Genomic DNA, 23887 nt, shown 5'->3' on the forward strand with positions numbered 1-23887 from the left:
GGCTGTCATGAGCCAAGCTGCGAAAACAACGATGTATGCGCCAGCCCACGGCCGGGTTGCGCTGGTGACGGGGGCTGCGATGGGTATCGGTGCGGCCATCGCCGAACGCCTGGGCCACGACGGCCACAGCGTGGTGGTGGCCGATATCAACCTGGCAGCCGCCGAGGAGATGGTCGCCGGGCTGCGGGTGCAGGGCATCGAGGCCCTGGCCATGGCCATCGATGTGGGCGATGCGCAGTCGATCAGTGCACTGTTTGCCCAGTTGCGCGAGCACTATGGGCGCTGCGATGTGCTGGTCAACAATGCTGGCGTCGCCCGCACCCAGGCGTTTCTCGATACCGAGCTTGAGGGTTGGCAACGGCTGATGAACATCAACCTGACCGGCACCTTGCTGTGCAGCCAACAGGCGGCGCAGTTGATGCGCGAGCAGGGCTGGGGGCGGATCATCAACGTCGCTTCGATCAGTGGCATGCGCGCGAGCATGGGACGTACTGCTTATGGCACGTCGAAGGCAGCGGTGATTGGCCTGACCCGGCAGATGGCGATTGAACTGGCTGAGCATGGCATCACGGTTAACGGCATTGCACCGGGGCCGGTGGATACGCCACTGACCCAGACCCTGCATTCGGCGGCGACGCGTGAGTCGTATGCGCGGGCGGTGCCACTGCGCCGCTATGGTACGCCGGCGGAGATGGCGGGGGCGGTGGCGTTTCTGGCTTCTGAGGATGCTTCGTACATCAGCGGGCATGTGATTCCGGTGGATGGTGGCTTCATGGCTTCGGGGATCCTGGAGATCTGATCCGGCAGTGCCGGCCTCATCGCGGGGCAAGCCCGCTCCCACGCCCCCCGGTACGATGGCTGAACCCGGGGAGCGTGGGAGCGGGCTTGCCCCGCGATGAGGCCAGTGCCGCCACCCCTGCAATCACCCCCCGGTACGATGGCTGAACCTGGGTAGCGTGGGAGCGGGCTTGCCCCGCGATGAGGCCAGTACCGACACCCTCGCAATCAACCCTCCAACCCCCGCTGCGCCAGATCCTCGCGCGTTGCCTGCTCGCCCGCCTGCAACGCCGTCTCGACAAAGGTGGCAATGCACGGGTTGTGGTTATCGGCCTTCCACACTGCCACCACTTCGATCACCGGCGCGTGCTTCAACGGCTTGAAGCTGGTGGTGGCCAGGCGCATGTTGCGCATCGAGCGCGGCACGATGGCGACCCCTAAGCCTTCACCCACCAGGTTGACGATGGTCTGCTGCATGTTGATCTCCATGCCGATGTTCGGCGTCACGCCGTGCTGCAGGCAGTAGTTGAAGATCATGTCGTGCAGCGCCGGGGCAATCCGCCTGGGCACGATGATGAACGGCTCGCCGGCCAGCGCTTGCGGGTCGATCAGCTCGTGTTCCATCAAACGATGCCCAGGCGGTAGCACCAAGGTCATTTCTTCGCGGTACAGGGTCACCGTCTCCAGGCCACTGCAATCCTGCGGCCGGTACATGATCGCCACGTCCTTGTTGCCACTGCTGATGTCCTGGGCCAGGTCCAGCGGCAAGGTCTCGGTCAACTTGAGGTTAACCTGCGGGTACAGCGCTGCGTAGCGGCGGGTGATGGCCGGGGTGATGCTGTAGGCGGTCGACATCATGAACCCCACCGATAATTCGCCAGCCGCCCCGCGCGCAGCGGCCAGGGCATTGCGCTTGGCCTGCTCGAAGGCGGCGAACACCGTGCCGGTGTCCAGGTAGAAGCGCTGGCCGGCTTCGGTCAGCTCGACCCGGCGCCGCGAGCGATCGAACAATTTCACCCCCAGTTCCTCTTCCAGCAGGGCGATCTGCCGCGACAACGGCGGCTGCGAGATGTGCAGGCGCTCGGCAGCGCGGCCAAAATGCAAGGTCTCGGCCAGGGTGCGGAAGTAATGCAAATGGCGCAGTTCGATCACGTTGATGCTCGCAAAGGTATCAATGGATGCTTGATTATGTATTGGAAAATATAAGTGCGCCTACCTAATGTGATCAGGCAACACCCCTTCGGCCCCGGCCGCGCCACAAGCGTCGCCCGCCGACATAGTCACAAGCTATAGAACAATAAAAGGTGACGCTGATGCATTCCCTGACTGACCCTGCTGTGCCGTACGCCACCACCGCCGAAACCGATATCGCCCATGACAGTGACCCGCAGGTGCGCCAGGCCTTTCGCCGCGCGTTGCGCCTGATGGAGCGTGGCATTGCCGTGCTGATCCGGGGCGAAACCGGCACCGGCAAAGAGATTCTTGCCCGTGCCCTGCATGCACACAGTCAACGGCGCAACGCCCAACTGGTGGCGCTCAACTGTGCCTCGATCCCCGAGACGCTGATCGAAAGCGAGCTGTTCGGCTACAGCCGTGGTGCCTTTTCCGGCGCGTTGCCGGGTGGCAAGAAGGGCAAGGTCCAGCAGGCGGATGGCGGCACCTTGTTTCTCGATGAGATCGGCGATATGCCCTACGAGCAGCAGACCCGTCTGCTGCGGGTGATCGCCGAGCGTGAAGTGACCCCGCTGGGCGCCGAACGCAGCCTGCCGGTGAATTTCGCCTTGGTCTGCGCCACCCACCAGGACCTGACCGCGCGGGTGGCCGACGGCAGTTTTCGCGAGGATTTGTTCTATCGCATCGCCACTGGCGTGGTGGAGCTACCGCCGCTGCGCGAGCGCACCGATCGCGGCGAGTTGCTGTGCAACATGGTTGCTCATGAACTGCCCGGTTGCGATCCGCGCCAGGTGATCAGCGCTGAAGTCTGGTCGCTGCTGCTGACCCACGCCTGGCCCGGCAACCTGCGCCAGATGCGCGCGGTGATCCGCTATGCCTGTGCGGTGATGGAAGGTGCGCGGATCCAGCGCGGCGATCTGCCGGTGGACTTCCTCGCCCAGTTGCCGCCTGCCTCAGGCGCAGTACGTGCGCTGATGCCGAATGTCACGCCGATTCGCCCGCTTCGCCCGACGCACGCAGGCGATGAGCGCGCCGATGTGCTCGAAGTGCTGCAAGCCTGTCGCTGGAACATGTCGGCGGCGGCGCGTGAGCTGGGTATCTGCCGGCCATCGCTGTACCGGGTGCTGCGGCGCCTGGATATCCCTCCGCTCAAGGAACAGTTGGCGCTGGGCGCCTGCCGCAACGCCTGATCCGCATCACCCACTGATCGCACAGATCCAACGCCCCTTGCCGTGCAGGGGGCGGGCCTGACTTCGACCTCATGAAGGAATAACAACAATGAATGCCGCTGCCGCTTACGCCCCTTTGAACTTCACCCTGACCGGTCGCACCGCATTAGTGACGGGCGCCGCCCGCGGGATTGGCCACGCCATCGCCGTCGCGCTTGGCCACTGCGGGGCGCGGGTCGCCTTGGCCGATCTTGACCCACAGGCCGCGGAGCGTGCGGCCGAACTGCTGCGTGCACAGGGGATCGAGGCTATTGGCGTGGGGGTGGATGTGGCAGAGGAGCAGCAGGTACAGGCGATGGTCACGCAGGTCGAGCGACTGTTCGGTGGCGTCGATATTCTGGTCAACAACGCCGGAATCGTTTCTACCGCGCCGCTGCTGGAGCTGACCACGGCGGAGTGGAATCGGGTCATGGCCATTGACCTCAATAGCGTGTTCTTTTGCGTCAAGGCGGTGCTGCCGGGAATGATGGATCGGCGTGCCGGGCGGATCATCAATATCGCCTCGGTGGCCGGTAAGCGCGGGGGAGGGTTGTTGGGCAACAGTTGCTATGCGGCGGCCAAGGGTGCGGTGATCGCCCTGACCAAGGGCCTGGCGCGTGAGGCGGGGCCGTTCGACATTACTGTCAATGCGGTGTCGCCGGCACTGACTGATACCGAGATGACCAGCGTGCTGGCGCCGCAGGCTCGGGCCCAGGTGCTGGCGCAGATGCCGCTGGGGCGTGCTGGGACGCCACGGGATATTGCTGCGGCGGTGTGCTTCTTGGCGTCGGCGGAGGCAGGCTTTGTCACCGGCGAAATCATGGATGTGGATGGCGGGTTCATGCGCGACTGAGCGATGCTACGGGCGCGAAGGTTGGAGGCGCGGGACAAGCCCGCGCCTCCATATCGATGTCTACCTTAGCGGCCCTGCCAGATGCCGTGGCCAGTGAGGCGCTCACGATCATGGGCCAGGCTGAAGTCCTGTAGCGGCCCTTTAGGCACGATGCCATTGGGGTTGATGGTCTTGTGGCTCATGTAGTAGTGCTTCTGGATATGCTCCATATCCACGGTGCCTGCCACTCCAGGCCACTGATACAGCTCACGCAGCCAGTTGGACAGGTTCGGGTAGTCGCTCAACCGGCGCAGGTTGCACTTGAAGTGGCCATGGTAGACGGCATCGAAACGCACCAGCGTGGTGAACAGGCGCACGTCGGCCTCGGTCAGGTATTCACCGGCCAGATAGCGCTGGCGGCTGAGCAGCGCTTCCAGGTAGTCCAGTTCGTTGAACACCTCGTCGAACGCCGCTTCATAGGCCTCTTGGGTGGTCGCGAAACCTGCCCGGTACACGCCGTTGTTCACTGCCGGATAGATGCGCTCGTTCAACGCTTCAATGGTTGGGCGCAGCGCTTCGGGGTACAGGTCAAGACGATTGCCGGTCAGCTCATCGAAGGCACTGTTGAAAATGCGGATGATCTCGGCCGACTCGTTGTTGACGATGCGCTTTTCCTTCTTGTCCCACAGCACAGGCACGGTCACTCGGCCGGTGTAATTGGGGTCATCCTGGGTATAGCGCTGGTGCAGGTAGTCGAGGCCGTCGAGCTGATCGCCGCTGGAGCCATTTTGCTTATCGAAAGTCCAGCCGTGCTCGCCCATCAGCCAACTGACCACCGAGACGTCAATCAGCGGCTCCAGGCCTTTGATCGCGCGGAAAATCAGGGTGCGGTGTGCCCACGGGCAGGCCAGTGACACATACAGGTGATAGCGGCCGGCTTCGGGGGCGGGCAGCTGATTACGCCGTTGTGCGTTCTCGCGCTGGAACGCGCCGTCCTTGCTGGTCTGGTACCACTGGTCATGCCAGCGGCCATCAATCAAAAGGCCCATGGTGAGCTCCTCGGAACAAAGTTGTTTGTCGTTGGAGCCCAGTCTAGGGCTTATCGTTCGAATAAATAGCGCAAAGACTGCGCTGTTCTTATCGAATTAATTGATATTTTTGCGCTCTGCCCAGTAAACACGGGCATTGCTGAAAGCTTGCTCGCGATCTTGCCCAAGCCCGCGCAGGGCCAGGGCCATGGTTGAGATCACCGCCATTTCGCCGTAGCTGTCTTGCGCTTCGCGGCGCCAGACCGCAAGCAGTTGCTCAGGCTGCAGGCTGGCCGGTTTGACATGGCGCTGGGCGCTCATGGCCGGCCACTCTTCGTCCCAGTTCTCGCCGCCGCTGGTGCCGTACAGATGGCTGGCAACGTCCGGGTTGATCTCGATCTCGCCGCCATCACCTTTGATCACCACGGCGTGGTCGCCCAGCAAACGGCTGGCCTCGCGGTGCACCGCCTGGTAGCCAGGGTGGAAAATGCTTTGCAGGCCGCAACGCGCTGCCAGCGGATTGAGCACCCGCGCCAGCGAGTGAATCGGCGAACGCAGGCCCAAGGTGTTGCGCAGATCGATCATCCGCTGCAGCTGGGGCGCCCAGTCCTGCAACGGGAAGAAGGCCAGGCGCTGTTCATCGAGGGCGTTGCAGACCGCTTGCCAGCTGCGGCACAGCGGAATTTCCAGCAGAGTCAGCAACTGCTCGGTGTACATCCGGCCTGCGGTGTGGGCGCCACCGCCATGCAGCATGATCCGCACGCCATTGCCGGCCAGGCACTTGGCCGCCAGCAAATACCAGGGTAGATGGCGCTTCTTGCCGGCGTAGCTGGGCCAGTCCAGATCGACAGCGATGTTCGGCGCTTGCAGGTGCGTGCGCAGCGCCTCGGTGAACCCGGCCAGCTCCTCGGCGCTTTCTTCCTTGTGCCGCAAGAGCATGAGGAAGGCGCCCAGCTGGGTATCCTCGACCTTGCCTTCGAGCAGCAGCGCCATCGCCGCGCGGGCCTCTTCCCGGGTAAGGCCGCGGGCGCCGCGCTTGCCTTTGCCTAGGATGCGCACGAATTCGGCGAAGGGGTGTTCGGCTGGGGTTTCCAGGGTGAGCGGGCGCGGCTCGGTGCAGAGTTCGGTCATATGCAATTGGTCGGCTTGGGCAGGCCCGCCAGCTTGGCGGCGAGTTTGGCGGGAGTGCCGTTGAACAGGCGATTGAGGTGTGGGCTGTTGCCTTTTTCCGCGCCCAGCTTGAGTGCGGTGTACTTGATCAGCGGGCGGGTGGCTGGCGACAGCTCGAACTCCTGGTAGAACTGGCGCAGCAGTTCGAGGATCTCCCAGTGATCCTGGCTCAGGGCGATGTCTTCGCGCGCAGCCAAAGCCTCGGCGACGGCGGGGGACCAGTCGTGCAGGTCGACCAGAAAGCCGTCCTTGTCCAATGCGATCTGCTGATCGCCGACAGTCAGGGTGCTCATAACCAGCTATTTACCTTGTCATACTTGAGCGACAGCGCAACGAAGGCTGGGTAGTCCACGGCTTTGGCCAAGGCGCTATCAATGCCGCGGGCCTGCAGGTCTTCGTCGAGCGCGTACAGCCGAGCCTCCAGGCTGGCCGCTTGCAACAGCCGCTGTGGCTCAGTGCCGTTACGCAGGGCGTAGACCGCATCGCCGCACAACAGCAGCGCATCGTCAGCACCCAGCAAGCGCAGGCAGCTTTGCAGGCGGTTGTCGCCAAACGGTGAGTGGGCAATTACATGCAGGGTCGTCATCAGAGCGTTACCACCTGGTCGAATCGGGCAATCAGTGCGGCCAGGGCCGCGTCGTCCAGTACTTCTACCGGCAGCGCCAGTTCGCCACTTTCCAGGCCGCGCTCGGCCAGGCTATGACCGCAGGCGAACAGCGCTTCGACGCCAAACATCGGCAGTGCCTGCAGGTTGGCCGCAAGGTTCTTCTGCTGCACCTGTGCCGGTTGCTGACCTTCGGCCAACTGGAATACGCCATCATCGAGAAAGAGCATGCCCAGCGGCAGGTCGAAGGCGCCGCCGGCCAGGGCAATGTCCAGGGCTTCGCGGGCAGAAGGGCCGTTCCACGGTGCCTGACGGCTGATGATCAATAAGGATTTGGCCATTTCAATCGCCTCCGAAACAGACCAGGCGGTCGGCCATTTGCGCCGCCTCGTGCAACTGGCCAAGGCCCGACAGCTCCCACGGCGCTGGCAGGTTCACGGCGGGGCGCTGGTAGCGGTTGGCTTCGCTCTCGTCCAGCACGCCACGGCGCAGGGCCGCGGCGATGCACACCACAGCGTCGAGCTGATGCTCGCTGATGAAAGTGCGCCACTGCGCGGCGACGTCCAGTTCATCCTGGGGTGCGACGACGTTGGCCGAGGCGCTGTGCACCCCGTCCTGATAGAAGAACAAGCGGGCAATCTCATGCCCGCCGGCCAGCGCCGCCTCAGCGAAGCGCAGGGCGCGGCGCGAGGAGGGCGCATGGGCTGGGGAAAAAACCGCAATGGCGAATTTCATGGGAGGCTCTTGCAACGTAATGCGGCCATGATAAAGCAAAAAAGCCCGGATAGAGTGCGGGGCAAGCCCGCTCTCACGTCAACCCTACCAACAGGACGAGCAACGTGAGAGCGGGCTTGCCCCGCGATAGCTAACGGTCAGTCGACGCTTAGTGCTGATCCTTGCTCTCTGGCAGGAACCAGTTCAGCACCAGGGCGCAGATGCCGCCGGTGGCCACACCCGACTCGAGCACGTTACGCAGCGCTGCGGGCATATGCGCAAGGAACTCCGGCACCTGCGCCACGCCCAGGCCCAGCGCCAGGGACACGGCAATGATCAGCAGGGCACGGCGATCCAGACGGGTGCTGGCCAAGATATTGATACCCGAAGCCGCCACGGCGCCGAACATCACCATCGCCGCGCCACCCAGCACTGGCTCAGGCACTGCCTGGATTACCCCGGCAACGCTTGGGAACAGGCCGAGCAACACCAACATGGCTGCGATCCAGATGCCGATATGACGGCTGGCGATACCGGTCAGCTGAATCACCCCATTGTTCTGGGCGAAGATCGAACTGGGGAAGGTATTGAACACCCCGGCCAGCAGCGAGTTGGCGCCGTTGACCAGCACACCGCCCTTGATCCGCTGCATCCACAGTGGCCCTTCGACCGGCTCGCGCGACACCTTGCTGGTTGCAGTGACGTCACCAATGGCTTCCAGCGAAGTTACCAGGTAGATCACCAGCATCGGAATGAACAGCGCCCAGGAGAAGCTCAGGCCGAAATGCAGCGGCATCGGTACCTGGAACACAGCAGCCTCGTGCATACCGGTAAAGTCCAGGCGGCCCAGATAGCCGGCCAGGGCATAGCCAACTGCCAAGGCAATGACGATGGCGCAACTGCGCATCCACACTACCGGAATGCGGTTAAGCACCACGATAATCGCCAGCACCACGCCCGACAGCAGCAGGTTCTCGCCATTGGCGAAGGTGCCATTGCCCATCGCCGTGAAGCCACCGCCCATGCTGATCAGGCCCACCTTGATCAGGGTCAGGCCTATCATCAGCACGACGATGCCGGTCACCAGCGGGCTGATCAGGCGTTTGACGAACGGCAGGATGCGCGACACGCCCATCTCGACGAACGAACCGGCGATTACCACGCCGAAGATCGCCGCCATTACCCCTTCAACCGGCGTGCCTTGCTTGACCATCAGCGCACCACCGGCAATCAATGGCCCGACGAAGTTGAAACTGGTGCCCTGCACAATCAGCAGCCCCGCACCAAACGGGCCGAAGCGCCGGCACTGGACGAAGGTGGCGATACCCGAGATCACCAGCGACATCGACACGATCAGGTTGGTATCGCGTGCCGACACGCCTAATGCCTGGCAGATCAGCAGGCCCGGGGTCACGATCGGCACGATGATCGCCAGCAGATGCTGCAGTGCAGCCAGCATGCCGATCAGCGGCCGCGGCTTGTCCTCAAGGCCAAGGACCAGTTCATTGGCAGGCGCTGGCGCGCCGGGCCCGTGTTCGATGGAACTCATGGGAAGCTGCCCCGGAAGAAAAAAGGAGCGCATTCTACGGGGCGCTAGGCAATTGGGGTAGGCCCCAGGCTCATTTGTCGCTTACTGGCCGATTTCGTGTTCGCCCCCCGCAGTTTCAACCGGTGGGAGCGGGCTTGCCCCGCGATGAGGCCAGCGCATACAACACACCTTCTGGGGCGCACAAAAAAGCCCGCCGAAGCGGGCTTTGCGTTACTCGATTACCACCATCGATCAGTCATCACGACCCATGATGCCAAACAGCTGCAGCAGGCTGATGAACAGGTTGTAGATCGATACATACAGGCTGATGGTCGCCATGATGTAGTTCCGCTCGCCGCCATGAATGATGGCGCTGGTCTGGAACAGAATGCAGACCGACGAGAACAGCACGAAGCCAGCGCTGATCGCCAACTGCAGGCCGCTGATCTGGAAGAAGAAGCTGGCAACCACAGCGCCGAGCAGGACGAAGAAGCCCGCGGTGATGAAGCCGCTGAGGAAGCTCATGTCCTTACGGGTGATCAGCACGTAGGCCGACAGGCCACCAAACACCAGCGCGGTCATGGCAAATGCCGAGCTGACCACTTCAGCGCCACCGGCCATGCCCAGGTAACGGTTGAGGATCGGGCCAAGGATGAAGCCCATGAAACCGGTGAGGGCGAAGGTGGAAACCAGGCCCCAGACCGAATCACGCAGCTTGGCGGTGAGGAAGAACAGCCCGTAGAAGCCGATCAGCACCACGAAGATGTTCGGGTAACCGACGCGCATCTGCTGCGCGACGAACGCCATCACACCGCTGAAGGCGAGGGTGAGCGCCAGCAGGCTGTACGTGTTGCGCAGGACCTTGCTGACCTCCTGCTGCTCGACCTGCTGGCCGTGTTGTACGGCATAATCCTGTTCGCGCATGGCGACACTCCTGTGGGGTTGAAACCTATGGATGCTGTGAGCATACCAGAGCCGCCGCAGGCCGCGACACAGAGAGTTTGACAGCTTGTTACATTACGGTATTATGGCGCCGCAAATCTGTTCCGGAAGCGTGGCCGAGTGGTTTAAGGCAACGGTCTTGAAAACCGTCGATGGGCAACTATCCTAGAGTTCGAATCTCTACGCTTCCGCCATATTCAAAGCCCTGATTATTCAGGGCTTTTTGCGTTTTTGGGACATAGGAAAACTTCCCATGGGAACACCCTTGGGAATGGTTTATTTCGGAAGCGCTTCCGATACTTTCTTACTTGGTCGGTTTCGCCAGGGCTCCAACTCGACGATATACCCGCTCGGTAATGTCGCCCTTGGTGTGGCCCAGCAGCAGGCTAGCGTGGTCGACATCGACGATTTCGGATGCTGCTTTCGGGCGGATGTCACGGAACTGGAATTGGCTAATACGGCCAGCCAGCACCTGGTCGCCTGCGGCTACCGCTTGTTTCACCGCTTCCTCTCGGGCATCGTCCCAGCGATGGCGAAGCATGGCGGCCGTGACGCGTTTTCCCGATTCGGTAAGCAAGAGATACGGCGAACCGTGCGGCGCGTTCCGCTCCAGCATCTTCCGGATTAAGGCGCCCAGGCCGCTTTCGACCCCATCCACTTCGAGCATGATTCTCAGCTTCTTGTGGGTCTTCTTCTGCTTCACGCCGAGGGCTTTATCCTCGATGTCATCCCTTCTCATCACCAGCACGTCCGCCGGACGCTGGCCCGTCAAATACGCCAGGTCCATGGCGTCCTTCAGCTCACCCACCGCTTTCGCGTAAACCGCGTTCCAGATCGCATCGTTCGCATAGAAGTCCCTGGGCACTTCCTTGTTCTTGCGGACTCCCTGACATGGGTTCTCTTTGGAGGTGAGCCCCCATTCACGTGCAGTGTTGTATACGTGGGATAGCAAGGCGATCTCCCTATTTGCGCGTACGGGCGCCGATCGTGCATCCCGGTACCGGGCGACAAGCGCTGGCGTGATGGCCTCGATGGGAGCTTTGTCGAAGAATGGCCGCAGTTGGCGGAGCTCCGCGAGGTTGTCTTTCTGCGTACGCTCTCCCTTCTTGGGGATGATGTCTCGCTCGTAGCGATCAAAGATCGCTCCCATCAGCAGCAAGTCACGCGGTTTTTCCCGGGCTTCCAGTTCGGCCCATTTCATTCTGGCCAGACTGAGGTCCGTGCCCAGGGCGATTTCCTTGCCGTCCTTGTCGCGGTAGTAGTAGCTGATCCACGCCTTGTTTGGGTTCTTTTTGCTCTTGCTGGTGCGCTTGCGCCGGTACACGCCCGGCGGCAAATCCCTGTTCTCTGTGCTACGGGGGCGCATATCACCTCACCTTTGAAAAGTCTGGCGTCCAAGCTGGCACGGGGGGCGGGGGTGGCGGTGCCAGCGGCACCACCTCAAGGGTTACGCCCAACTTCATGCGGGCATATTGGCGACCCACTAGGGGCCGGCCGCCGCGGCTCTCGACGAAGTGCCAGCCGCGCTCGTTGAGCCAGCGGCGCTGCCAGCCCCTGGCCTTGTAGCCGGTCAGGTCGGCCAGCTCTTCGTCCGAAAGGATCTCGGTTTCCATGGGATGGTCTCCACGCCGCCGGTGGCGGCAGGTTGGTGGTCAGGACTTGGCCGGGAACCACTCGTTGTCGTATTCGAACTGCGTTACGCGCCTTGGCTCGATGTGAGGAAGTGATTGCTTGAACTCGTGGATTGAGCCGTGCGCACCGGTGAAGTCCTTCACCTCCCGCAGGAACACCTCTTTGAAGATCTGCAGCAGGTGATCAGCAGCCTCCTCGGCAGCTTCTTCGCGATAGAATCCAGCGATGGTTATTCCGTCATCAACTAGCCAGACAGTCCTCCTTGGGCCTGTCTCAACCTTTTGGATCTTCTCGGCCATCTGCTGATGGGCGTAGCGGATCTGATCCAGCGACATCTGGCTGATCCACTCATCAGTTCCAATGCGCTGGGTGTGTCCGTAATCGCACTTGATTTCAGGCATGCGGACATCCTCGCCCGCGCATGTCGGCGGGCTTGAGTAGTAGGGGGATGGGTTAGGCTTGTGGCGCGGTCGACTCTTGCCACTCGATGATGTCGGCGCCGAAGTCTTTGCTGGTGAAGGTGATGTTCCCGAACGGCCAGCGATAGGCGAATGGGCCGGTGCGCTCGCAGTTGGCCAGGACGCTGCCGCAGGATAGGCGGATGTCGATCCGCTCCAGTCCAGGATCCTCTTCTGGATCTGGCGGGCACCAATTGCCTGCGAGCTTGCGGATCTTCTCGACAACGGCGTCGATCTCGAATCCGCCCCGCGATTGGCCGACAAGCGATGCAACTCGCCACATGCCGGTTTGCCAGCGGTCTTTCCTGACCAGAGCGCCGTCTTCGCGGAACTCGTAATCTTCAACCTTGGCGTCGCGAAACTCCGGCTTCCTGAAGTCCAGTTCTGTCACTTCTCGGCTCATCGCGGCCCCCTGTAGATCAGGTAGGGCATGTAGGCGAGGGCGATCATTTGCGTTCCTCTTTGGACGGATGAACCGGGCACGGCCAGCGCAGTGAGCCGTCGCCGGATGGGCAGGTGCAGGTCATGGCATCAGCTCCTTGGGCACTTGGGCGGTATCGCCGAGCCTGGCGGCGACGATGGCGCGGCAGGAGGCGATCAGAGCGCTGTCACCAGCCTGGCAAAACTCCCCTTTGTCGGTGATTACCCAGCCAGCCCAAACATCGTCAGTGCTTTGTGGGCAATGAAGGCTGACCATATGCTTCTCGATCAGCGGCCCGCCCAGCGCCCAGTCATCCCACGGGTTGTACCGCACCTCGCGAATCGTGACCTCGCCGGTGTAGCGGACGAACACCCGCCACGGGTTGCCGTAGATGGGTGGGGCGAGGAGCACATCTAGGCCTTCCGCCTTGCCTACGGCCCAGCCCAGCTGCTCGCCGACCAGGTCTGCCGTCTTCACTTCGATCAGGTCGGTCATCGCTGCACCGCCTGCCAGAAAGGCCCCTTGTTTGTCACCAGGCCCTTCCGCTTCAGGCGCTGGCACGCCTTACTGATCTCCTCGCGAGACTCTCGGATTGCGCCGCGCATTGCGTGGGCAGTTGAGCCCTCAATGCGAAGCAAGTGCCCCAGAATTCGCTCATCTGTGCCGCCATTGAGCATTCTCTGGCCATACTTGGCCGCAACTGTCGCCACTGCCAAACGCAGAGCACTCATCCGCGCGCCGGGTTCGTCTGCATGCGACACCTCACTTTGCTTGAAGCCGACATAAGGAACATGTGTTGTGGCGCGAGCGAGGTGATGCAAGCAGCAGATGTCCATCCTGAGCTTTGCGATGATGAGCATTGTCTGCCGGTCATCCTGCATCGGCAGCCAAATCTCGCGGCCTGTCTCGGGATCGTCGTAGTAGAAGGCGTCACTGCCGCGCCGGTACTCCAGTTCGAAGCCCAGGGCCTTGGCCGACAGCTTGATGATTTCGTCTTCTGTCACAGCTCATACCTCTCATCAATCCAGCGCCCAGGCGCCAGAGCGTGTGTAGGTTCGGGTTGGGTTTCGTGCGGGGAGAGCTGGCGCTGGTTGCCGGCCTGCAGCTGGCTGTCGGGGATGCAGCTCAAGCCGCCGAAATAGGACCAGCACGTCACTGCGCGCTGGTCGTCGTGAAACACCTGGAAGACATAGGGCAGGCCTTTTGTTTCGCTAGGGTCTGCGCTGGCGCCGGTGGCCAGCAGCAGGAGGCAGAGGGCGAGGCGGGTCATTCCTTCACCTCGATCGTCACGTCGTCGTGGATGCACTCGATGTCGCGGAGATCGTCGTCATCAATCTGCGATTCCCTCAGGTCGTTGCTTTCGAGAAGCTCCTGAACTTCGTCGTCCGGCACGTCGTGCAAGACCCTTTTGAAGTTCACGATGGCTCTTCCGGTCAGGATGATTGTTTTTGGCACAGGCACTCCTTGGCCGCCATATCGCGGCTGAAAGTTGTACAAGGGAAATGGTGAGGTACAGGGTTTAGGTCCGGTGGTCCGATTCAGCTCACAACCCCGCGTAAAGTGGTTGCTCGCCGCTTGTGGAGGACTATGGTGGCTTAGTGCATACAACTAAAGTCGAAGGAGGACGACATGAGAATTCGCGGTGGTGTTTTTTGGTCTTGGGCTGACCCGACGCTTCACCATAGGACTCATGACGAAACACTGGATGACGGAACATTCATAGATGTCCAGGTGCGACTGTCGCGGATAGGCAACACGCAGATGTTTATTGGGGTCTATGCGCCTTCAGGCATGCCATTGCATGAAGAGGCCTTTGATTCTCGCCCTGGCGAGTCAATGACCAGGGCAATGGCGTGGGGCGTTGGCCTTGCTCGCCGGGTTGCTACTGAGGGTGCCCGGAGCACGCCTCGTGCTGCGACCTGCTCGAAATAGAGGGGAGAGGGGTTACAGCGTAAGGAGTACAGAAGTACTCCTATGGTCAAACTGAAGGGTTTTCTTGGCAGCGACGGCATTTGCCGCACGCGGTGCCGAGCTGCCAAGCGCCTTTGCACACTGGCTCGTCTACCTCCGACGGCGCGCTATGCCCCGCACTGGCGGAAAGCATGTCGCGCAGCTCGGCGCGGGTTTTGGCTCTCTCTTCAGGGTCAACGTTGGCCCAGTGGTAGCCACTGATCTTCCGTAGCATCGCATCCCGCCCAGCCAGCTGGGTGCACGTATTGAACTCATTGCGCCGCGACTCTTGGAGTTCCAGGCGTAGGGCGTTGATATCGCTTGTTGCGGTCGGGTCGCCCTTGGTGCGCTCAACGATGAACGCGACGATGTCAGATAGGTAACCGGTGGCCACGGATGGCTGCCCATTGGAGGCCGCGACAAGGCGCTCGACGTATGCCTTGATGTCGCCTATGGCGTTCTTGGCGTGGCGATGGTTGAGGGCGTTGGTGTCTGCGCGGGACTTTTGGCGCTCAACCTCGCCGGTATCGAACATCGGCCCGACCGGCACCGCCGGCAGCCCAGTCGCCTCTGCATCCCGCTCTGCCTCTTCTTTGGTCCACCAGATGGCTGTACCAACCATCCAGGCTATAGGCTCGGCGTGTTGTGGGCTGGGCTCAGGTGCAAGGTGGTGCCAGGTATCGACCTTGAACTCTGCGGGGCGCAGTCCGAGCCGGGTACCGTCTTCCATGATTGCTGTGACGGCGCCATGGCTGTTCGTCCACACGGGATAGGTTTGACCTGCCTTCGCCACCGGCGCATCGCCCTTGATGTAGGCGAGCCCGATGCCCGGCATAGGGTCGGCGGTGACGGTCTTCAGCATCCGGACCGTGCGCGGCACTCGATCTCCGAAGGGGTAGCTACCGCTGCGCTTGTGCAGTGCTGGGCAATCGATTTGGTTTTCTGTGGGCATCGTAAATCCTCGGATCCTGGATAATTCGGCTGCTGATGTGCTTTGCTAGCAGCTCACAACCACAGAGCAGTGTTTATGAGCACTAAATTTGTCGGGGGCGCAGCTATTTGGGCTGGCGCTTCTCAACTGCAGGGCGGCTACTACGCGGTTCTTGGCGTTCAGCGGGGAGATGAGCGTTCTCTTCATGCAGTGATTCGCAATCCGAGCTATCCAACTCTCGAGCGCGCTTTCGAGGAGGCGCTAAAAGCGGTAGAAACCGTTGAGGCAGTCAGTGCTGAAAACTTGATCACTCTTTCAGGCGGGCTCGAGATCCAAGCGGCCTGAATGTCTCCACCCTCGCCGGGGAGGCGTTATCGTTGAATAGGGGAAGGCTCTGGCGGGCAGCGCTTGGGTGGCGTTACTCGTTGAAGTGGGGTATTGATTGCGTGCGCTGTAGCTGGGAGGTTTCAGGGGCTCGGCGCGCCAACGGTTGTTGCAAAGATTTGCGGCAACATCACGCAATCAATTTGAGGTCGAAGCTATGGGTATTGCGAAGAGACACATGGAAGAGATGGAAGATAAAAGAAACCTGGCACTTCGGATCGCCGTTGACGCCGGCGTTTTGGACGAGTGCGAGTATCACGATGGGACATACACCGAAGGGTCAAACGACATCGAAGAGGCTTATAAGCTCGGAAACGCACGAATCACTAGCGGTGAACTCGAAGGTGCTTTCGACAGCCGACGAGAAATGACGGATCTCATCAAGGAGGTTGTCACCGAAAACTGCGCCGATGAATGCTATTCCTGCGCTCGGCACCGGGACGAATAAAATAGCCGGTTAGCTGGCACTGCCCGATCAGGTTTTCGCTGGCGGGCAGCGCCGGAGCGTCACGGGCAGTTGTTCGCGCCGCAGTTCTGGCAGTCGTTGAGGAATCGGCCGTCCCAGCTGATGAAGCGGCCGCAGCCGTGGCAATTGAGCGGTCGCTCCCAGGGCTTGCGCTGCTTTCTTGGCACCACCAGCTCAATGCCGGTGCCTTGCAGGGCCTCTTTGATATTCACGTCCCGCTTGTGCACCAGACGCCTGGCCTTGGCCTCAAGGTAAGAAAACGGCCAGATCACCGCTTCCTCTGGGGTGTTGCCGATCGATTCAGCGGCCTCAAGGGTGAGCGGGTGTGCCTTCTCGAATCGGAACGTGTGACCTATTGGCCACCTGGCAAATGCAATGTCGTTACCGTTCCAGCGCCCTGGCACTTGCAGGACCACAATGCATCCTGGGCTCAGGTGGTCGCGGGCTTCGTCCAGGCTGATGTACTGGTGGTCGACGCCGAGATGTGCGCGGGCATCAACGTAGTCCTTCGGCCAGGGAATGTCGGTATCGCGGTGGCCGCAGGCCTGCTCCTGGGTGAACAGTTCGGCCTTGCCGAGGCTGGTGGTGTAGCCGCCGCCCAAGGCCCAGAACATCAGCCCATCCCCGACATCGGTACGGCTGTCCTGCAGGTAGAACTGGGTCATGGCTTTCTCCTCTTCACGCCTTCATTGGCATGCAGTCATGCCAGCGATATCCGCCATGACGACGGCGCCGGCCTTCAATGCATCGCTGAATTGACCCGCGATGGAAGCCATCTTCCAGGGCTTGGCGAATGCTCGGGTAGCAGAGCGATACCGGGCCGCTGGTGCTTTCAGCAACCACTGGGCGCACGCGCTTCAGCAGCACTCGGCATGCATGGATGTTGTTCTCGCCGGATGAGGTCCATTCGAGGTTCTCACGGCAGTTGTTGTCCTTGGCGCCATCAATGTGGTTGACGTGAGCAAGGCCATCCGGGTTTGGCAGGAACGCCTCTGCCACGAGGCGGTGGACATACACATTGGTCCGTTGGCCCTTGATGCAGAGCACCAACTTCATGTATCCGCCCCGGTCGGCAAACTGCTTCAGCAGACGTTCAGGCACTCGGCCTACGCCTTGGGCTACCGATTTGACCTGACCTTGGGAGCTGACCAGGTAGGATGACTCGAAGCCGGGAACCGGCCTCCATTCTGGATGCATGGGTTATCTCCCGAGCATGCGCCGCCCTCCGTGGCCGGATGCGGCATGGTGGCAATTTGGTTTGGGATGGGGTATTACGGGTGACCGGCATGGGGCCGGGTCAAGGAAGTCATATGCCAATCACAATTACATTCGACATAGAAAATGCTTCGGTCAGAGACTCTAACGACCGAAATCGAATTTATGCGGCCTTTGAAAGGCTTGGATGGGAGAACATCGGCGGCTCTGCTTGGCGCTATCCAGCGCTGGGTAGCGAGAACCCTTCCGAAGATTGGTTCAACCACGTGATCCCGGCAATGATGTACTTCCGGAGCATGGTTGAGCACGCTGGCTTAAATGTCACGACGTTCACCGTGGACGCTCACTCTGAAGCCGGGTTCCGTGGTAAGCAGCAGCCCAACATTGGGGCTGCAATCCAGCCTGCCGCTCAAATCGAGATGTATGAGAGTGGTGCGGATAAGCTGTCTGAAGAAAGGCTGCGCCGCTTCATCAGTGATGCTGCAAATAGCTTGAACTGATTTCCAGTGCCGGCTTGATCACTTCATCCCCCGGATCCTGCTGAATCATCAGCATGCTCTTCCGGTCGAAGGCCAGAGCCAGGCGCGGCGATATGCTGATCTCGTGTCGCGGCGGGGTAAGAAATTTCGCCGCGTGCAGCCTGCCCAGCGCGTGTATGCCGTGAATCAAAGCCTCGATCATCTGGCTGTATGTTGCGTCAGCCCAGCCGCAGATCGCCCGCAGGTGCTGCCCAGTCCGCTTCCTGGCTGAAAGCCGAATTGGCTCAGTCCGCGCCACAGATCTGTGAGCTTCGATTTCGTGGCGCGCGATCCGGAACAAGGCGTGATGCCCGAGCGCTTCGATGTGATGAATCATCAGCGTCATCGCCTCGCCCTGTTCCTCGATCCCGGCCCACTCCATCAGCTCCAGCAGGGCCTGTTTAGTCCCTGGTCGAACCTTCAAGCGCAGGTCTTCTTCCTGTAGGAGCTCGGCTTTCTCGCGCCGCCGCCTGTCCCGCTCTTGCGATGTCATCGCCATACGGCACCTCCTTCAATCCGCTTGGCGGTAGGTTGAACTGCTCACGCCGCCTGTGTAGCTGTAGGGCGCGCTTCATTTTCATGCGATAGCTCCATGTCCATGTCGTTCCAGCCGGCAAGGAACCAGGAACCGTTTACCGTGGTTGGTGCGAATGGGTTGGCCAGCTTTCCGCCGCCGTTTCGGCGACATTCTCGCCCTAGGTAATACATAGTTGGGTGAACGCCACGCTTGCTCATGATTTCGCCCAGCGCTTCTGGTTTGGAATCTCGATTCCGTACTTGCTGGCGATCCGATTGACTGTGGTGTGTCCAATCTCAAGCTTTTGCGCAGCGCTATTGCGCGATGACCCTGAGGCAAGAAGCTCTCGGATACGCTCTGCCAGCATGGCATCGCGCTCTTCAGCATTCGCGTTTGGTGTGTGCTTGCCTCGGTTGCCTGGAACAAACGCAAAACCGAATCGCTTTGCCATGTCCCAAAGCGAGGACTGGGAGACCCTGAGCTCTTGCGCAGCCTCGCGACATGTCATGGTCTTAGCCATCTCCGCCACCATTTCGGCTCGCGCCCTGGCCCTTTCCTGCCTAGTGCCATCCTGCACTGGTTGTGGTCCACGTCGTCTTTTGGGTGCTGGATCTGGATGCTTGCGCTGAGGTAGAGGCTGGTAAGTGAAGCCCTCCAGAACAACGAGCTGACCGCCAGATGCAAAGAAGGCCGCTTTGGCGGCCTCCAGGTCGATTGATGGGTTCATGCTGCCCCCTATGCTGCGATGCCGAGCACCCGATTCATGCGCTCGTCGAGGATTTCGTAGAAGGTCTTAACGCGCTCCGACAGCTTTCGGATCATCGCCTCGTCACGGTATGCGCGCTTAACGAACAGCGGCATGCCCGGCCAGTAGCAGATGAAGTCGATCCACTCGCGCTCCGACACCCACAGGCCGCCCTGGCACTGGGCGACGTGCTCTTTCGGGATCTCGCCGCCCAGGATCACGTCGACCTGCAGCTTCGGAAGCTTGGTCTTGATCTCGGTGAGGCCCTTATCGCCGACCAGGGCGTCTGGCGAGTAGCCGATTCCGTGGTTGAGGATGATCCCGACCTCGGTCGTTTCTACCTCTTCGCTGTCGCAGTAGAGGTCCCGCGCAACCCCTTCCAGTTCATGACCGCGCTCGGTGTGGCGGTTGCCGCTGAAAGGGTCAGCTGCTTCGCCGGTGATGCGCTCGCCGATCAGCGTGTTCATATAGGTAAAGGCGCCGGCACCGAAGCCAGCCTCGCCCCTGCCATTAACCAGCAGGCAGTCAAGCTCGCTGCAGGTGATGATGCCAAGGCGCAGGTCAAGCCAGGCCTGGGTACCTTGTTCGACGTCTGAGATGATCTGCATGGTTTACTCCTGCGGACGGTTGGCCGACTTGGTGAGGCGGGCGAGCACAGCATCGAACTCGGATTTGTAGACGTTGGCGGCGCAGCCGTACTTGGCCGTAAAGTGGTCGACCAACACTTGACTGCATTTCTTCAGCAGCGCATCGAGCTGTGCTGCTTGTCGCGGGGTGATAACCGGCTCGACAGGATCCTGCGTAGGAACAGCCCCTTGGCCGTCATCGTCTTCGCCGGTTGTGGTGAAGTTCAGCAGCGCACCTGCTGTATAGCGCTTCCCGTAGCTAACCGAACTGGCAACGGCCTGGACGGCATTCTTGCTACCAGTAGCATCGGCTGGCAGCAGGATTGAGGTCGTTTCCCTGTGTCCATCGCGATGGCTAAGCACCCCCTCAACCTCGATGCCTTTGTCGGTACGTGGAATTCGGAAGGTGAGTGCAAAGCCGTGCCTCGCCAGGATGGGCTTCAGCTCTTCGTTGATGTCCTCCCACAGGGCGTAGGTGGATTGGACGTTCTTGTACTTGTCCTTGATGGCCCCGCGCTCACGGATAACAGGAAGCTCTTCTTGCATTGCCGCTAGAGCGGCATCGAACGCTTGCTGAGCCTGTTGTGCCTGGTGCTGGCGGTGCATGGCCATCAATCGCTCCATCTTGTCGATGTCTGCGTTTGGCGACATTGCGACCTGCTGGATGATCTGCAGGATGGTCGCCGACTCGGCAGCTACAGCCGGCGACTGGGATTGGGGTTCGACCCTGGCTACGTTGCTCATAGCGACCTCAGAAGTTAATGGTGATGTTCGGTACTTCGCGGCGGGCGATCTTGAGAACGATGGCCCTTGCCAACTCCTCGGTGATGCTCAATGTCATCAAAGCTGTTTTGGCCTCGCCCATGACCTTTGCCTTGTGGGCCTGGTCGCGCTCGCGGGCTTCTTGCTGGCGGAGGATCTCGGCGGCCGCTGCATCGGCACGGCGGCGCTCGTCCTGGCGGGCCTGCTCCGCTGCTTCTTCGGCCCGGCGTGTCGCTGCCTGGCGCTCTTCCTCTGCTTGGCGCAGCGCTGCCTGGCGGTCGGCTTCGGCCTGAGCGGCAGCGCGCTCTGCTTGCTCGGCCTGCAACTTGAGCTGAAGGCGCTGGTTTTCGGCTTCGCGTTCTTGCGCAGCTGCCTGGTCAATCAGTTCCTGCTCCCGGCGGGCAGCTGCTGCGCGTTCGTTGGCGGCACGCTCATCAGCTTCACGCTGGGCCTTTTCTGCCGCCTCGCGAGCGATGGCAGCTTCCCGGTCGGCTTTCTCTCGGGCTTCGGCTTGTGCGCGAAGCTGGGCCAGTTCTGCCTGCTCGGCTTCGAATGCCTCCCGCTTGGTCAAAGCAGCGCGCAGCGCGGTAAGCACCTTATCTTTCACGGCGCCGGCCTCGGCCTCGAATTCCTCCCAGTGGGCGCCCAGTTGCATGCCCTCCGCCTCAGCTATCAGGCCTTTGATATGCAGCGAGGACAGTTCGCCCAAGTCATCTGCAAGGGTCTTCAGCCAGTTCAGGCGGTCGTTGTGGCGGTCGATGCGTGCATCCTCGGCGGCTTCCCACTCGGTGAGCGGCCGGCGCGTTTCGTCCCGCAGTGCGTCCATCTTGGTCACGAACTCGCGCAGCTCAGCCTCGACCACCTTCGGCATTTCCTTGAGACGGCGCAGGTAGTCGCGGCCCGGCTTCTCGACCGCGGTCTTAGACTTGCTGACCTTGGCAGCCAGGCTGGCGATGCGCTCGCGGCCCTTGCGGGTTTTCAGATCAGGCACTTCGCCCAGGACCTCACCCTTAACCAGATCGATGAATTGCTGAAGGCCGCCGGCCACGTAGATGGCCGGGGCGTTGTCTTCGCTGATCTCTTCGATCGCGATCAGTTTCTGTTCTGCGGACATTAGAAAACCTCGCGCCAGGCCGGCGCCGTCAGTTGAAAGGGGAAATGCCAGCTCACCCAGGCACGGAGGTACGCTCCAGGCCATGGCTGCGGCGGATGCTTGCGCGCTCTCGCCGCTTACGCTCCCGAAGGGGTACGGCTATCCCGAAGGCCCGCCGTGCGCCGGGTGTGAATTCAAGAAGTGATGGTGCCGGCAAGAGCGCTCAGGAGGAGCCAGCCGGTGCAGAAGGTGAGGGCGATGAAGCTGCCGCGCCAGGTAGCGAATCGGCGGGCCCGCTGGTACCCAGTCACGCCCGGACCTCGTAGGCCAAGGTGCACATGCCGCAGAGGTAGGCCCGGCCCGACCAGGCCGCCGGGTTCTCGATGTGTGCCAGGCGCGCTTGATTCATGGCGTCCGCCATGGTCAGGCCCTTGAACACCAGCAGGATGCGGTCATCTGGCAGGGACTGCGCAGCCTCGGCCACCTGTTCGTCGATGATCGACGGGAAAATAGGCGTGGTCATGCAACCTCCTTGCGCCCATCAACGATCTTGTTGAGGCGCCCGCAGTAGTGGTTGAACTCTTCGATGGTGATGCGCTGGTCGGCCAGCATTTCAGTCAGCTGGCGCTGGATATCTGCGCCCCAGCTGAGTGATGTGGCGGGATGCATGAACGCATCCAGCTGCTGGTCAATCAGGACATGCGGACTCAAAATCCACACTCCTGAACATCCAGCACTCTGTCCCGCTCTGCGGCTACAGCCTTGGCGGCAATCGGGCGCAGCAAGTCACTGGCGATGTCCTTGAGCACGCCAGGCCCACCCAGTAGGTAGCTGCACAGCTCCATGATGAAGCCCGAGCTGCCGGTGCCCATGCCCGCCATGACCAACTTGCCGAAGGCGTCCTGCTGGTCCAGGCCGTCGATCTGGCGATTGTTCAGGTGGTCCTGAACCGCCCGGGCCATGTCTGCCTGAGTGATTTCGCCGCACTCGCCGCGGTAACCCCAGCTGACTCGATACCCCAGGACCAGCTGAGCCGCGTGCGTTTCGATCCACTCCGCCTGGGCGGATTCATCGTCGCTCACCGCCGGCGGCATCCGGTGGTCGTACTCAAACTGTGCTGCTCGAAGTGCGCCCATGGCGTCCTCCTGGTGGTTGTGTGCGGCCGCATTGGCCAGGAGCCAGGCGCGGGTGACCAAACCCACCGTGAAAGGTGGCCTGGCGCCTGCCAATGCGGTCGGGGTGAAGGGAAGGGGGGGCGGGATGCATCGGTGGCCACTCTCCGGGGCAAACCGGGTGTCGGGACACCTCACCAACGGGCGAGACGCTACCCACGCTCACAATTCGCGGCGATCAACTCGCGTTCAGAGTGGCCACCGATGCAGCCTGCGATGGGGAGCAGGGCATCTGGCAGTTAACGACAGGCTGTCGTGGCGCTGGTTGTTCAGTTGAAGTAGCGCCGCTCCAGCGTGATCTTCTCCGCTTGCGGCACCGGCGTAACGTTGTACCGATAGGCGTCCGTGGTTTCATCGATCACGAAGTTGAAGCGGTGAGCAAGCTCGCGAAGCGCCTCAAGCGAGATTGAAATGACCAAGCCGTTGAAGCTGGTCGAGACCGTGTCGATGCCAGAGGCCTTAAGCACGTGGCCTGGATTGCTGCTCCAGGCGCCGGTGACCTCCTCGACGCTGCCGTCGCGCATCTTGAACTTGCCGCCGCAAGCGCCACCGCTGCCGGCAGAGCAGTAATCGACAAGGCCTTCGCCCTGAGCCAGGTAGAGCGAACCGAAGCGGTCGTAGACCAAGCCGGCCTGAATCTCGTCGCGGACGTTCTGATCGCCGCGAAGCCGCATGTTCCAGCGGCGGTTGTACCAACTCAGCTCAACGCTGGTAACGGCATCTACGATTTTCATGCGTGTTCTCCAGTGGATTCCCCCTGATGCGCCCCGCTTGAGGCGCACCGGGGAATCGTCTGTGTTGCTGTCCCATTACCGCCGGGATGGCGGGGCGCATTGCATGCCCGGGTCGTTCTCTCGGTTAAGGCGTTTCACCTTCGTCAGCCGTACAGGGTGATCCCTGTCGTGGGCAGCCTTTCGGGGCTGTCTGGCGCCGGTCGCCGGTAGAGGCAATGCGGTCTGTTGGTTGTTGCGCTGATTGTTAAAGAGCGGTGAGGCTTGAGGGCCTCCCGAGGGGCTGTGTA

General features: G+C 61.4%; 36 protein-coding genes and 1 tRNA gene. 8 read left to right on the plus strand and 29 right to left on the minus strand.

Features of this window, described 5'->3' with window-relative positions:
- The first annotated feature begins 7 nt into the window (after positions 1-7).
- Positions 8-799: an SDR family NAD(P)-dependent oxidoreductase gene (locus tag OIU19_RS02960; protein WP_264233193.1), complete on the plus strand. Its 792-nt coding sequence runs from the start codon at positions 8-10 to the stop codon at positions 797-799.
- A gap of 206 nt (positions 800-1005) precedes the next feature.
- Here the strand turns inward: OIU19_RS02960 and OIU19_RS02965 are convergent, their stop codons facing one another.
- Entirely contained in the window at positions 1006-1929 is a 924-nt protein-coding gene (locus OIU19_RS02965; protein WP_264233194.1) for a LysR family transcriptional regulator, read from the minus strand.
- A 161-nt stretch (positions 1930-2090) separates the two neighbouring features.
- Between OIU19_RS02965 and OIU19_RS02970 the strand changes: the two genes are divergently transcribed.
- The gene (locus OIU19_RS02970; RefSeq protein WP_264233196.1) at positions 2091-3140 is read left to right on the plus strand and encodes a sigma-54-dependent Fis family transcriptional regulator; all 1050 of its coding nucleotides are present in this window, start codon (positions 2091-2093) and stop codon (positions 3138-3140) included.
- 88 nt (positions 3141-3228) lie between these two features.
- On the plus strand, positions 3229-4011 hold the full coding sequence (locus tag OIU19_RS02975; protein ID WP_186555080.1) for an SDR family NAD(P)-dependent oxidoreductase: 783 nt from the start codon (positions 3229-3231) through the stop codon (positions 4009-4011).
- Positions 4012-4076: 65 nt separating this feature from the next.
- Here the strand turns inward: OIU19_RS02975 and OIU19_RS02980 are convergent, their stop codons facing one another.
- The 8 genes from OIU19_RS02980 to OIU19_RS03015 all read right to left on the minus strand — a co-directional run bounded on the left by OIU19_RS02980 (position 4077) and on the right by OIU19_RS03015 (position 9958).
- Positions 4077-5039, minus strand: coding sequence for a glutathione S-transferase family protein (locus tag OIU19_RS02980; RefSeq protein WP_264233198.1), 963 nt, complete (start codon positions 5037-5039; stop codon positions 4077-4079).
- A 96-nt stretch (positions 5040-5135) separates the two neighbouring features.
- Positions 5136-6149: a glycosyl transferase family protein gene (locus tag OIU19_RS02985; RefSeq protein ID WP_264233199.1), complete on the minus strand. Its 1014-nt coding sequence runs from the start codon at positions 6147-6149 to the stop codon at positions 5136-5138.
- Positions 6146-6481 carry a TusE/DsrC/DsvC family sulfur relay protein gene (locus OIU19_RS02990; protein WP_264233201.1) on the minus strand — a complete coding sequence of 112 codons (336 nt, stop codon included), beginning with the start codon at positions 6479-6481 and terminating at the stop codon, positions 6146-6148. Before OIU19_RS02990 ends, OIU19_RS02985 begins: the two co-directional genes overlap by 4 nt.
- A complete protein-coding gene (gene tusB / locus OIU19_RS02995) occupies positions 6478-6774 on the minus strand; it encodes a sulfurtransferase complex subunit TusB (RefSeq protein ID WP_264233203.1) in 297 nt (98 codons plus the stop codon). Before tusB ends, OIU19_RS02990 begins: the two co-directional genes overlap by 4 nt.
- Positions 6774-7133 (minus strand): sulfurtransferase complex subunit TusC, encoded by a 360-nt coding sequence (gene tusC / locus OIU19_RS03000; RefSeq protein ID WP_186555085.1) that lies wholly within the window; start codon positions 7131-7133, stop codon positions 6774-6776. The genes tusB and tusC overlap by 1 nt, the downstream gene beginning before the upstream one ends.
- Before the next feature lies 1 nt (position 7134).
- A complete protein-coding gene (gene tusD / locus OIU19_RS03005) occupies positions 7135-7527 on the minus strand; it encodes a sulfurtransferase complex subunit TusD (protein ID WP_264233205.1) in 393 nt (130 codons plus the stop codon).
- Positions 7528-7675: 148 nt separating this feature from the next.
- Positions 7676-9055 (minus strand): nucleobase:cation symporter-2 family protein, encoded by a 1380-nt coding sequence (locus OIU19_RS03010; RefSeq protein WP_186555087.1) that lies wholly within the window; start codon positions 9053-9055, stop codon positions 7676-7678.
- 231 nt (positions 9056-9286) lie between these two features.
- Complete coding sequence (locus OIU19_RS03015; protein WP_186555088.1) at positions 9287-9958, minus strand: Bax inhibitor-1/YccA family protein; 672 nt, start codon at positions 9956-9958, stop codon at positions 9287-9289.
- A 124-nt stretch (positions 9959-10082) separates the two neighbouring features.
- Here OIU19_RS03015 and OIU19_RS03020 point away from each other — a divergent pair.
- A tRNA-Ser gene (locus OIU19_RS03020) sits at positions 10083-10170 on the plus strand.
- Between the two features lie 110 nt (positions 10171-10280).
- Here the strand turns inward: OIU19_RS03020 and OIU19_RS03025 are convergent.
- The 8 genes from OIU19_RS03025 to OIU19_RS03060 all read right to left on the minus strand — a co-directional run bounded on the left by OIU19_RS03025 (position 10281) and on the right by OIU19_RS03060 (position 13942).
- Positions 10281-11342 carry a tyrosine-type recombinase/integrase gene (locus OIU19_RS03025; RefSeq protein ID WP_264233206.1) on the minus strand — a complete coding sequence of 354 codons (1062 nt, stop codon included), beginning with the start codon at positions 11340-11342 and terminating at the stop codon, positions 10281-10283.
- A 1-nt stretch (position 11343) separates the two neighbouring features.
- On the minus strand, positions 11344-11589 hold the full coding sequence (locus tag OIU19_RS03030) for a DUF4224 domain-containing protein (protein WP_085614919.1): 246 nt from the start codon (positions 11587-11589) through the stop codon (positions 11344-11346).
- Positions 11590-11628: 39 nt separating this feature from the next.
- A complete protein-coding gene (locus OIU19_RS03035) occupies positions 11629-12009 on the minus strand; it encodes a hypothetical protein (protein WP_264233210.1) in 381 nt (126 codons plus the stop codon).
- Positions 12010-12061: 52 nt separating this feature from the next.
- Entirely contained in the window at positions 12062-12469 is a 408-nt protein-coding gene (locus tag OIU19_RS03040) for a hypothetical protein (RefSeq protein WP_264233211.1), read from the minus strand.
- 120 nt (positions 12470-12589) lie between these two features.
- On the minus strand, positions 12590-12982 hold the full coding sequence (locus tag OIU19_RS03045; protein WP_264233213.1) for a DUF2591 domain-containing protein: 393 nt from the start codon (positions 12980-12982) through the stop codon (positions 12590-12592).
- Positions 12979-13491 carry a hypothetical protein gene (locus tag OIU19_RS03050; RefSeq protein WP_264233214.1) on the minus strand — a complete coding sequence of 171 codons (513 nt, stop codon included), beginning with the start codon at positions 13489-13491 and terminating at the stop codon, positions 12979-12981. The genes OIU19_RS03045 and OIU19_RS03050 overlap by 4 nt, the downstream gene beginning before the upstream one ends.
- Entirely contained in the window at positions 13488-13757 is a 270-nt protein-coding gene (locus tag OIU19_RS03055) for a hypothetical protein (RefSeq protein WP_264233216.1), read from the minus strand. The genes OIU19_RS03050 and OIU19_RS03055 overlap by 4 nt, the downstream gene beginning before the upstream one ends.
- Positions 13754-13942 carry a hypothetical protein gene (locus OIU19_RS03060; protein WP_264233218.1) on the minus strand — a complete coding sequence of 63 codons (189 nt, stop codon included), beginning with the start codon at positions 13940-13942 and terminating at the stop codon, positions 13754-13756. Before OIU19_RS03060 ends, OIU19_RS03055 begins: the two co-directional genes overlap by 4 nt.
- A gap of 174 nt (positions 13943-14116) precedes the next feature.
- Here OIU19_RS03060 and OIU19_RS03065 point away from each other — a divergent pair, with 174 nt between their 5' ends.
- Positions 14117-14419: a hypothetical protein gene (locus OIU19_RS03065; RefSeq protein WP_264233220.1), complete on the plus strand. Its 303-nt coding sequence runs from the start codon at positions 14117-14119 to the stop codon at positions 14417-14419.
- Between the two features lie 46 nt (positions 14420-14465).
- On the opposite strand, the gene OIU19_RS03070 is transcribed toward OIU19_RS03065, so the two are convergent.
- Positions 14466-15389, minus strand: a complete 924-nt coding sequence (locus OIU19_RS03070; RefSeq protein ID WP_264233222.1) for a hypothetical protein — start codon at positions 15387-15389, stop codon at positions 14466-14468.
- Between the two features lie 75 nt (positions 15390-15464).
- Here OIU19_RS03070 and OIU19_RS03075 point away from each other — a divergent pair, with 75 nt between their 5' ends.
- On the plus strand, positions 15465-15713 hold the full coding sequence (locus tag OIU19_RS03075; RefSeq protein ID WP_264233224.1) for a hypothetical protein: 249 nt from the start codon (positions 15465-15467) through the stop codon (positions 15711-15713).
- Positions 15714-15930: 217 nt separating this feature from the next.
- Positions 15931-16200 carry a hypothetical protein gene (locus tag OIU19_RS03080; RefSeq protein ID WP_264233226.1) on the plus strand — a complete coding sequence of 90 codons (270 nt, stop codon included), beginning with the start codon at positions 15931-15933 and terminating at the stop codon, positions 16198-16200.
- A gap of 59 nt (positions 16201-16259) precedes the next feature.
- Here the strand turns inward: OIU19_RS03080 and OIU19_RS03085 are convergent, their stop codons facing one another.
- Both OIU19_RS03085 and OIU19_RS03090 read right to left on the minus strand, forming a co-directional pair.
- Positions 16260-16883, minus strand: a complete 624-nt coding sequence (locus tag OIU19_RS03085; protein WP_264233228.1) for a hypothetical protein — start codon at positions 16881-16883, stop codon at positions 16260-16262.
- Positions 16884-16896: 13 nt separating this feature from the next.
- Positions 16897-17415 carry an NUMOD4 motif-containing HNH endonuclease gene (locus tag OIU19_RS03090; protein ID WP_264233229.1) on the minus strand — a complete coding sequence of 173 codons (519 nt, stop codon included), beginning with the start codon at positions 17413-17415 and terminating at the stop codon, positions 16897-16899.
- A gap of 113 nt (positions 17416-17528) precedes the next feature.
- On the opposite strand from OIU19_RS03090, the gene OIU19_RS03095 reads away from it, so the two are divergent.
- Positions 17529-17933 (plus strand): hypothetical protein, encoded by a 405-nt coding sequence (locus tag OIU19_RS03095; protein ID WP_114942612.1) that lies wholly within the window; start codon positions 17529-17531, stop codon positions 17931-17933.
- Here the strand turns inward: OIU19_RS03095 and OIU19_RS03100 are convergent.
- From OIU19_RS03100 to OIU19_RS03140, 9 genes are all read right to left on the minus strand, one after another.
- Positions 17905-18450, minus strand: a complete 546-nt coding sequence (locus OIU19_RS03100) for a hypothetical protein (RefSeq protein WP_264233234.1) — start codon at positions 18448-18450, stop codon at positions 17905-17907. The two genes, OIU19_RS03095 and OIU19_RS03100, sit on opposite strands and share 29 nt — an antisense overlap.
- A gap of 232 nt (positions 18451-18682) precedes the next feature.
- The gene (locus OIU19_RS03105) at positions 18683-19195 is read right to left on the minus strand and encodes a hypothetical protein (RefSeq protein WP_264233236.1); all 513 of its coding nucleotides are present in this window, start codon (positions 19193-19195) and stop codon (positions 18683-18685) included.
- 8 nt (positions 19196-19203) lie between these two features.
- Complete coding sequence (locus OIU19_RS03110) at positions 19204-19821, minus strand: lambda exonuclease family protein (protein ID WP_264233239.1); 618 nt, start codon at positions 19819-19821, stop codon at positions 19204-19206.
- 3 nt (positions 19822-19824) lie between these two features.
- On the minus strand, positions 19825-20583 hold the full coding sequence (locus tag OIU19_RS03115; protein ID WP_264233241.1) for an ERF family protein: 759 nt from the start codon (positions 20581-20583) through the stop codon (positions 19825-19827).
- A gap of 7 nt (positions 20584-20590) precedes the next feature.
- Positions 20591-21715, minus strand: a complete 1125-nt coding sequence (locus OIU19_RS03120; RefSeq protein ID WP_264233242.1) for a hypothetical protein — start codon at positions 21713-21715, stop codon at positions 20591-20593.
- A gap of 286 nt (positions 21716-22001) precedes the next feature.
- Positions 22002-22217 (minus strand): hypothetical protein, encoded by a 216-nt coding sequence (locus OIU19_RS03125; RefSeq protein ID WP_264233243.1) that lies wholly within the window; start codon positions 22215-22217, stop codon positions 22002-22004.
- Complete coding sequence (locus OIU19_RS03130) at positions 22214-22405, minus strand: hypothetical protein (protein WP_264233245.1); 192 nt, start codon at positions 22403-22405, stop codon at positions 22214-22216. The genes OIU19_RS03125 and OIU19_RS03130 overlap by 4 nt, the downstream gene beginning before the upstream one ends.
- Positions 22402-22830 (minus strand): hypothetical protein, encoded by a 429-nt coding sequence (locus OIU19_RS03135; RefSeq protein ID WP_264233247.1) that lies wholly within the window; start codon positions 22828-22830, stop codon positions 22402-22404. Before OIU19_RS03135 ends, OIU19_RS03130 begins: the two co-directional genes overlap by 4 nt.
- A gap of 305 nt (positions 22831-23135) precedes the next feature.
- Positions 23136-23600: a hypothetical protein gene (locus tag OIU19_RS03140; RefSeq protein WP_264233248.1), complete on the minus strand. Its 465-nt coding sequence runs from the start codon at positions 23598-23600 to the stop codon at positions 23136-23138.
- Positions 23601-23887 lie beyond the last annotated feature (287 nt).

It is taken from the genome of Pseudomonas sp. BT-42-2, from assembly GCF_025847435.2.
Classification (GTDB): domain Bacteria; phylum Pseudomonadota; class Gammaproteobacteria; order Pseudomonadales; family Pseudomonadaceae; genus Aquipseudomonas; species Aquipseudomonas urmiensis.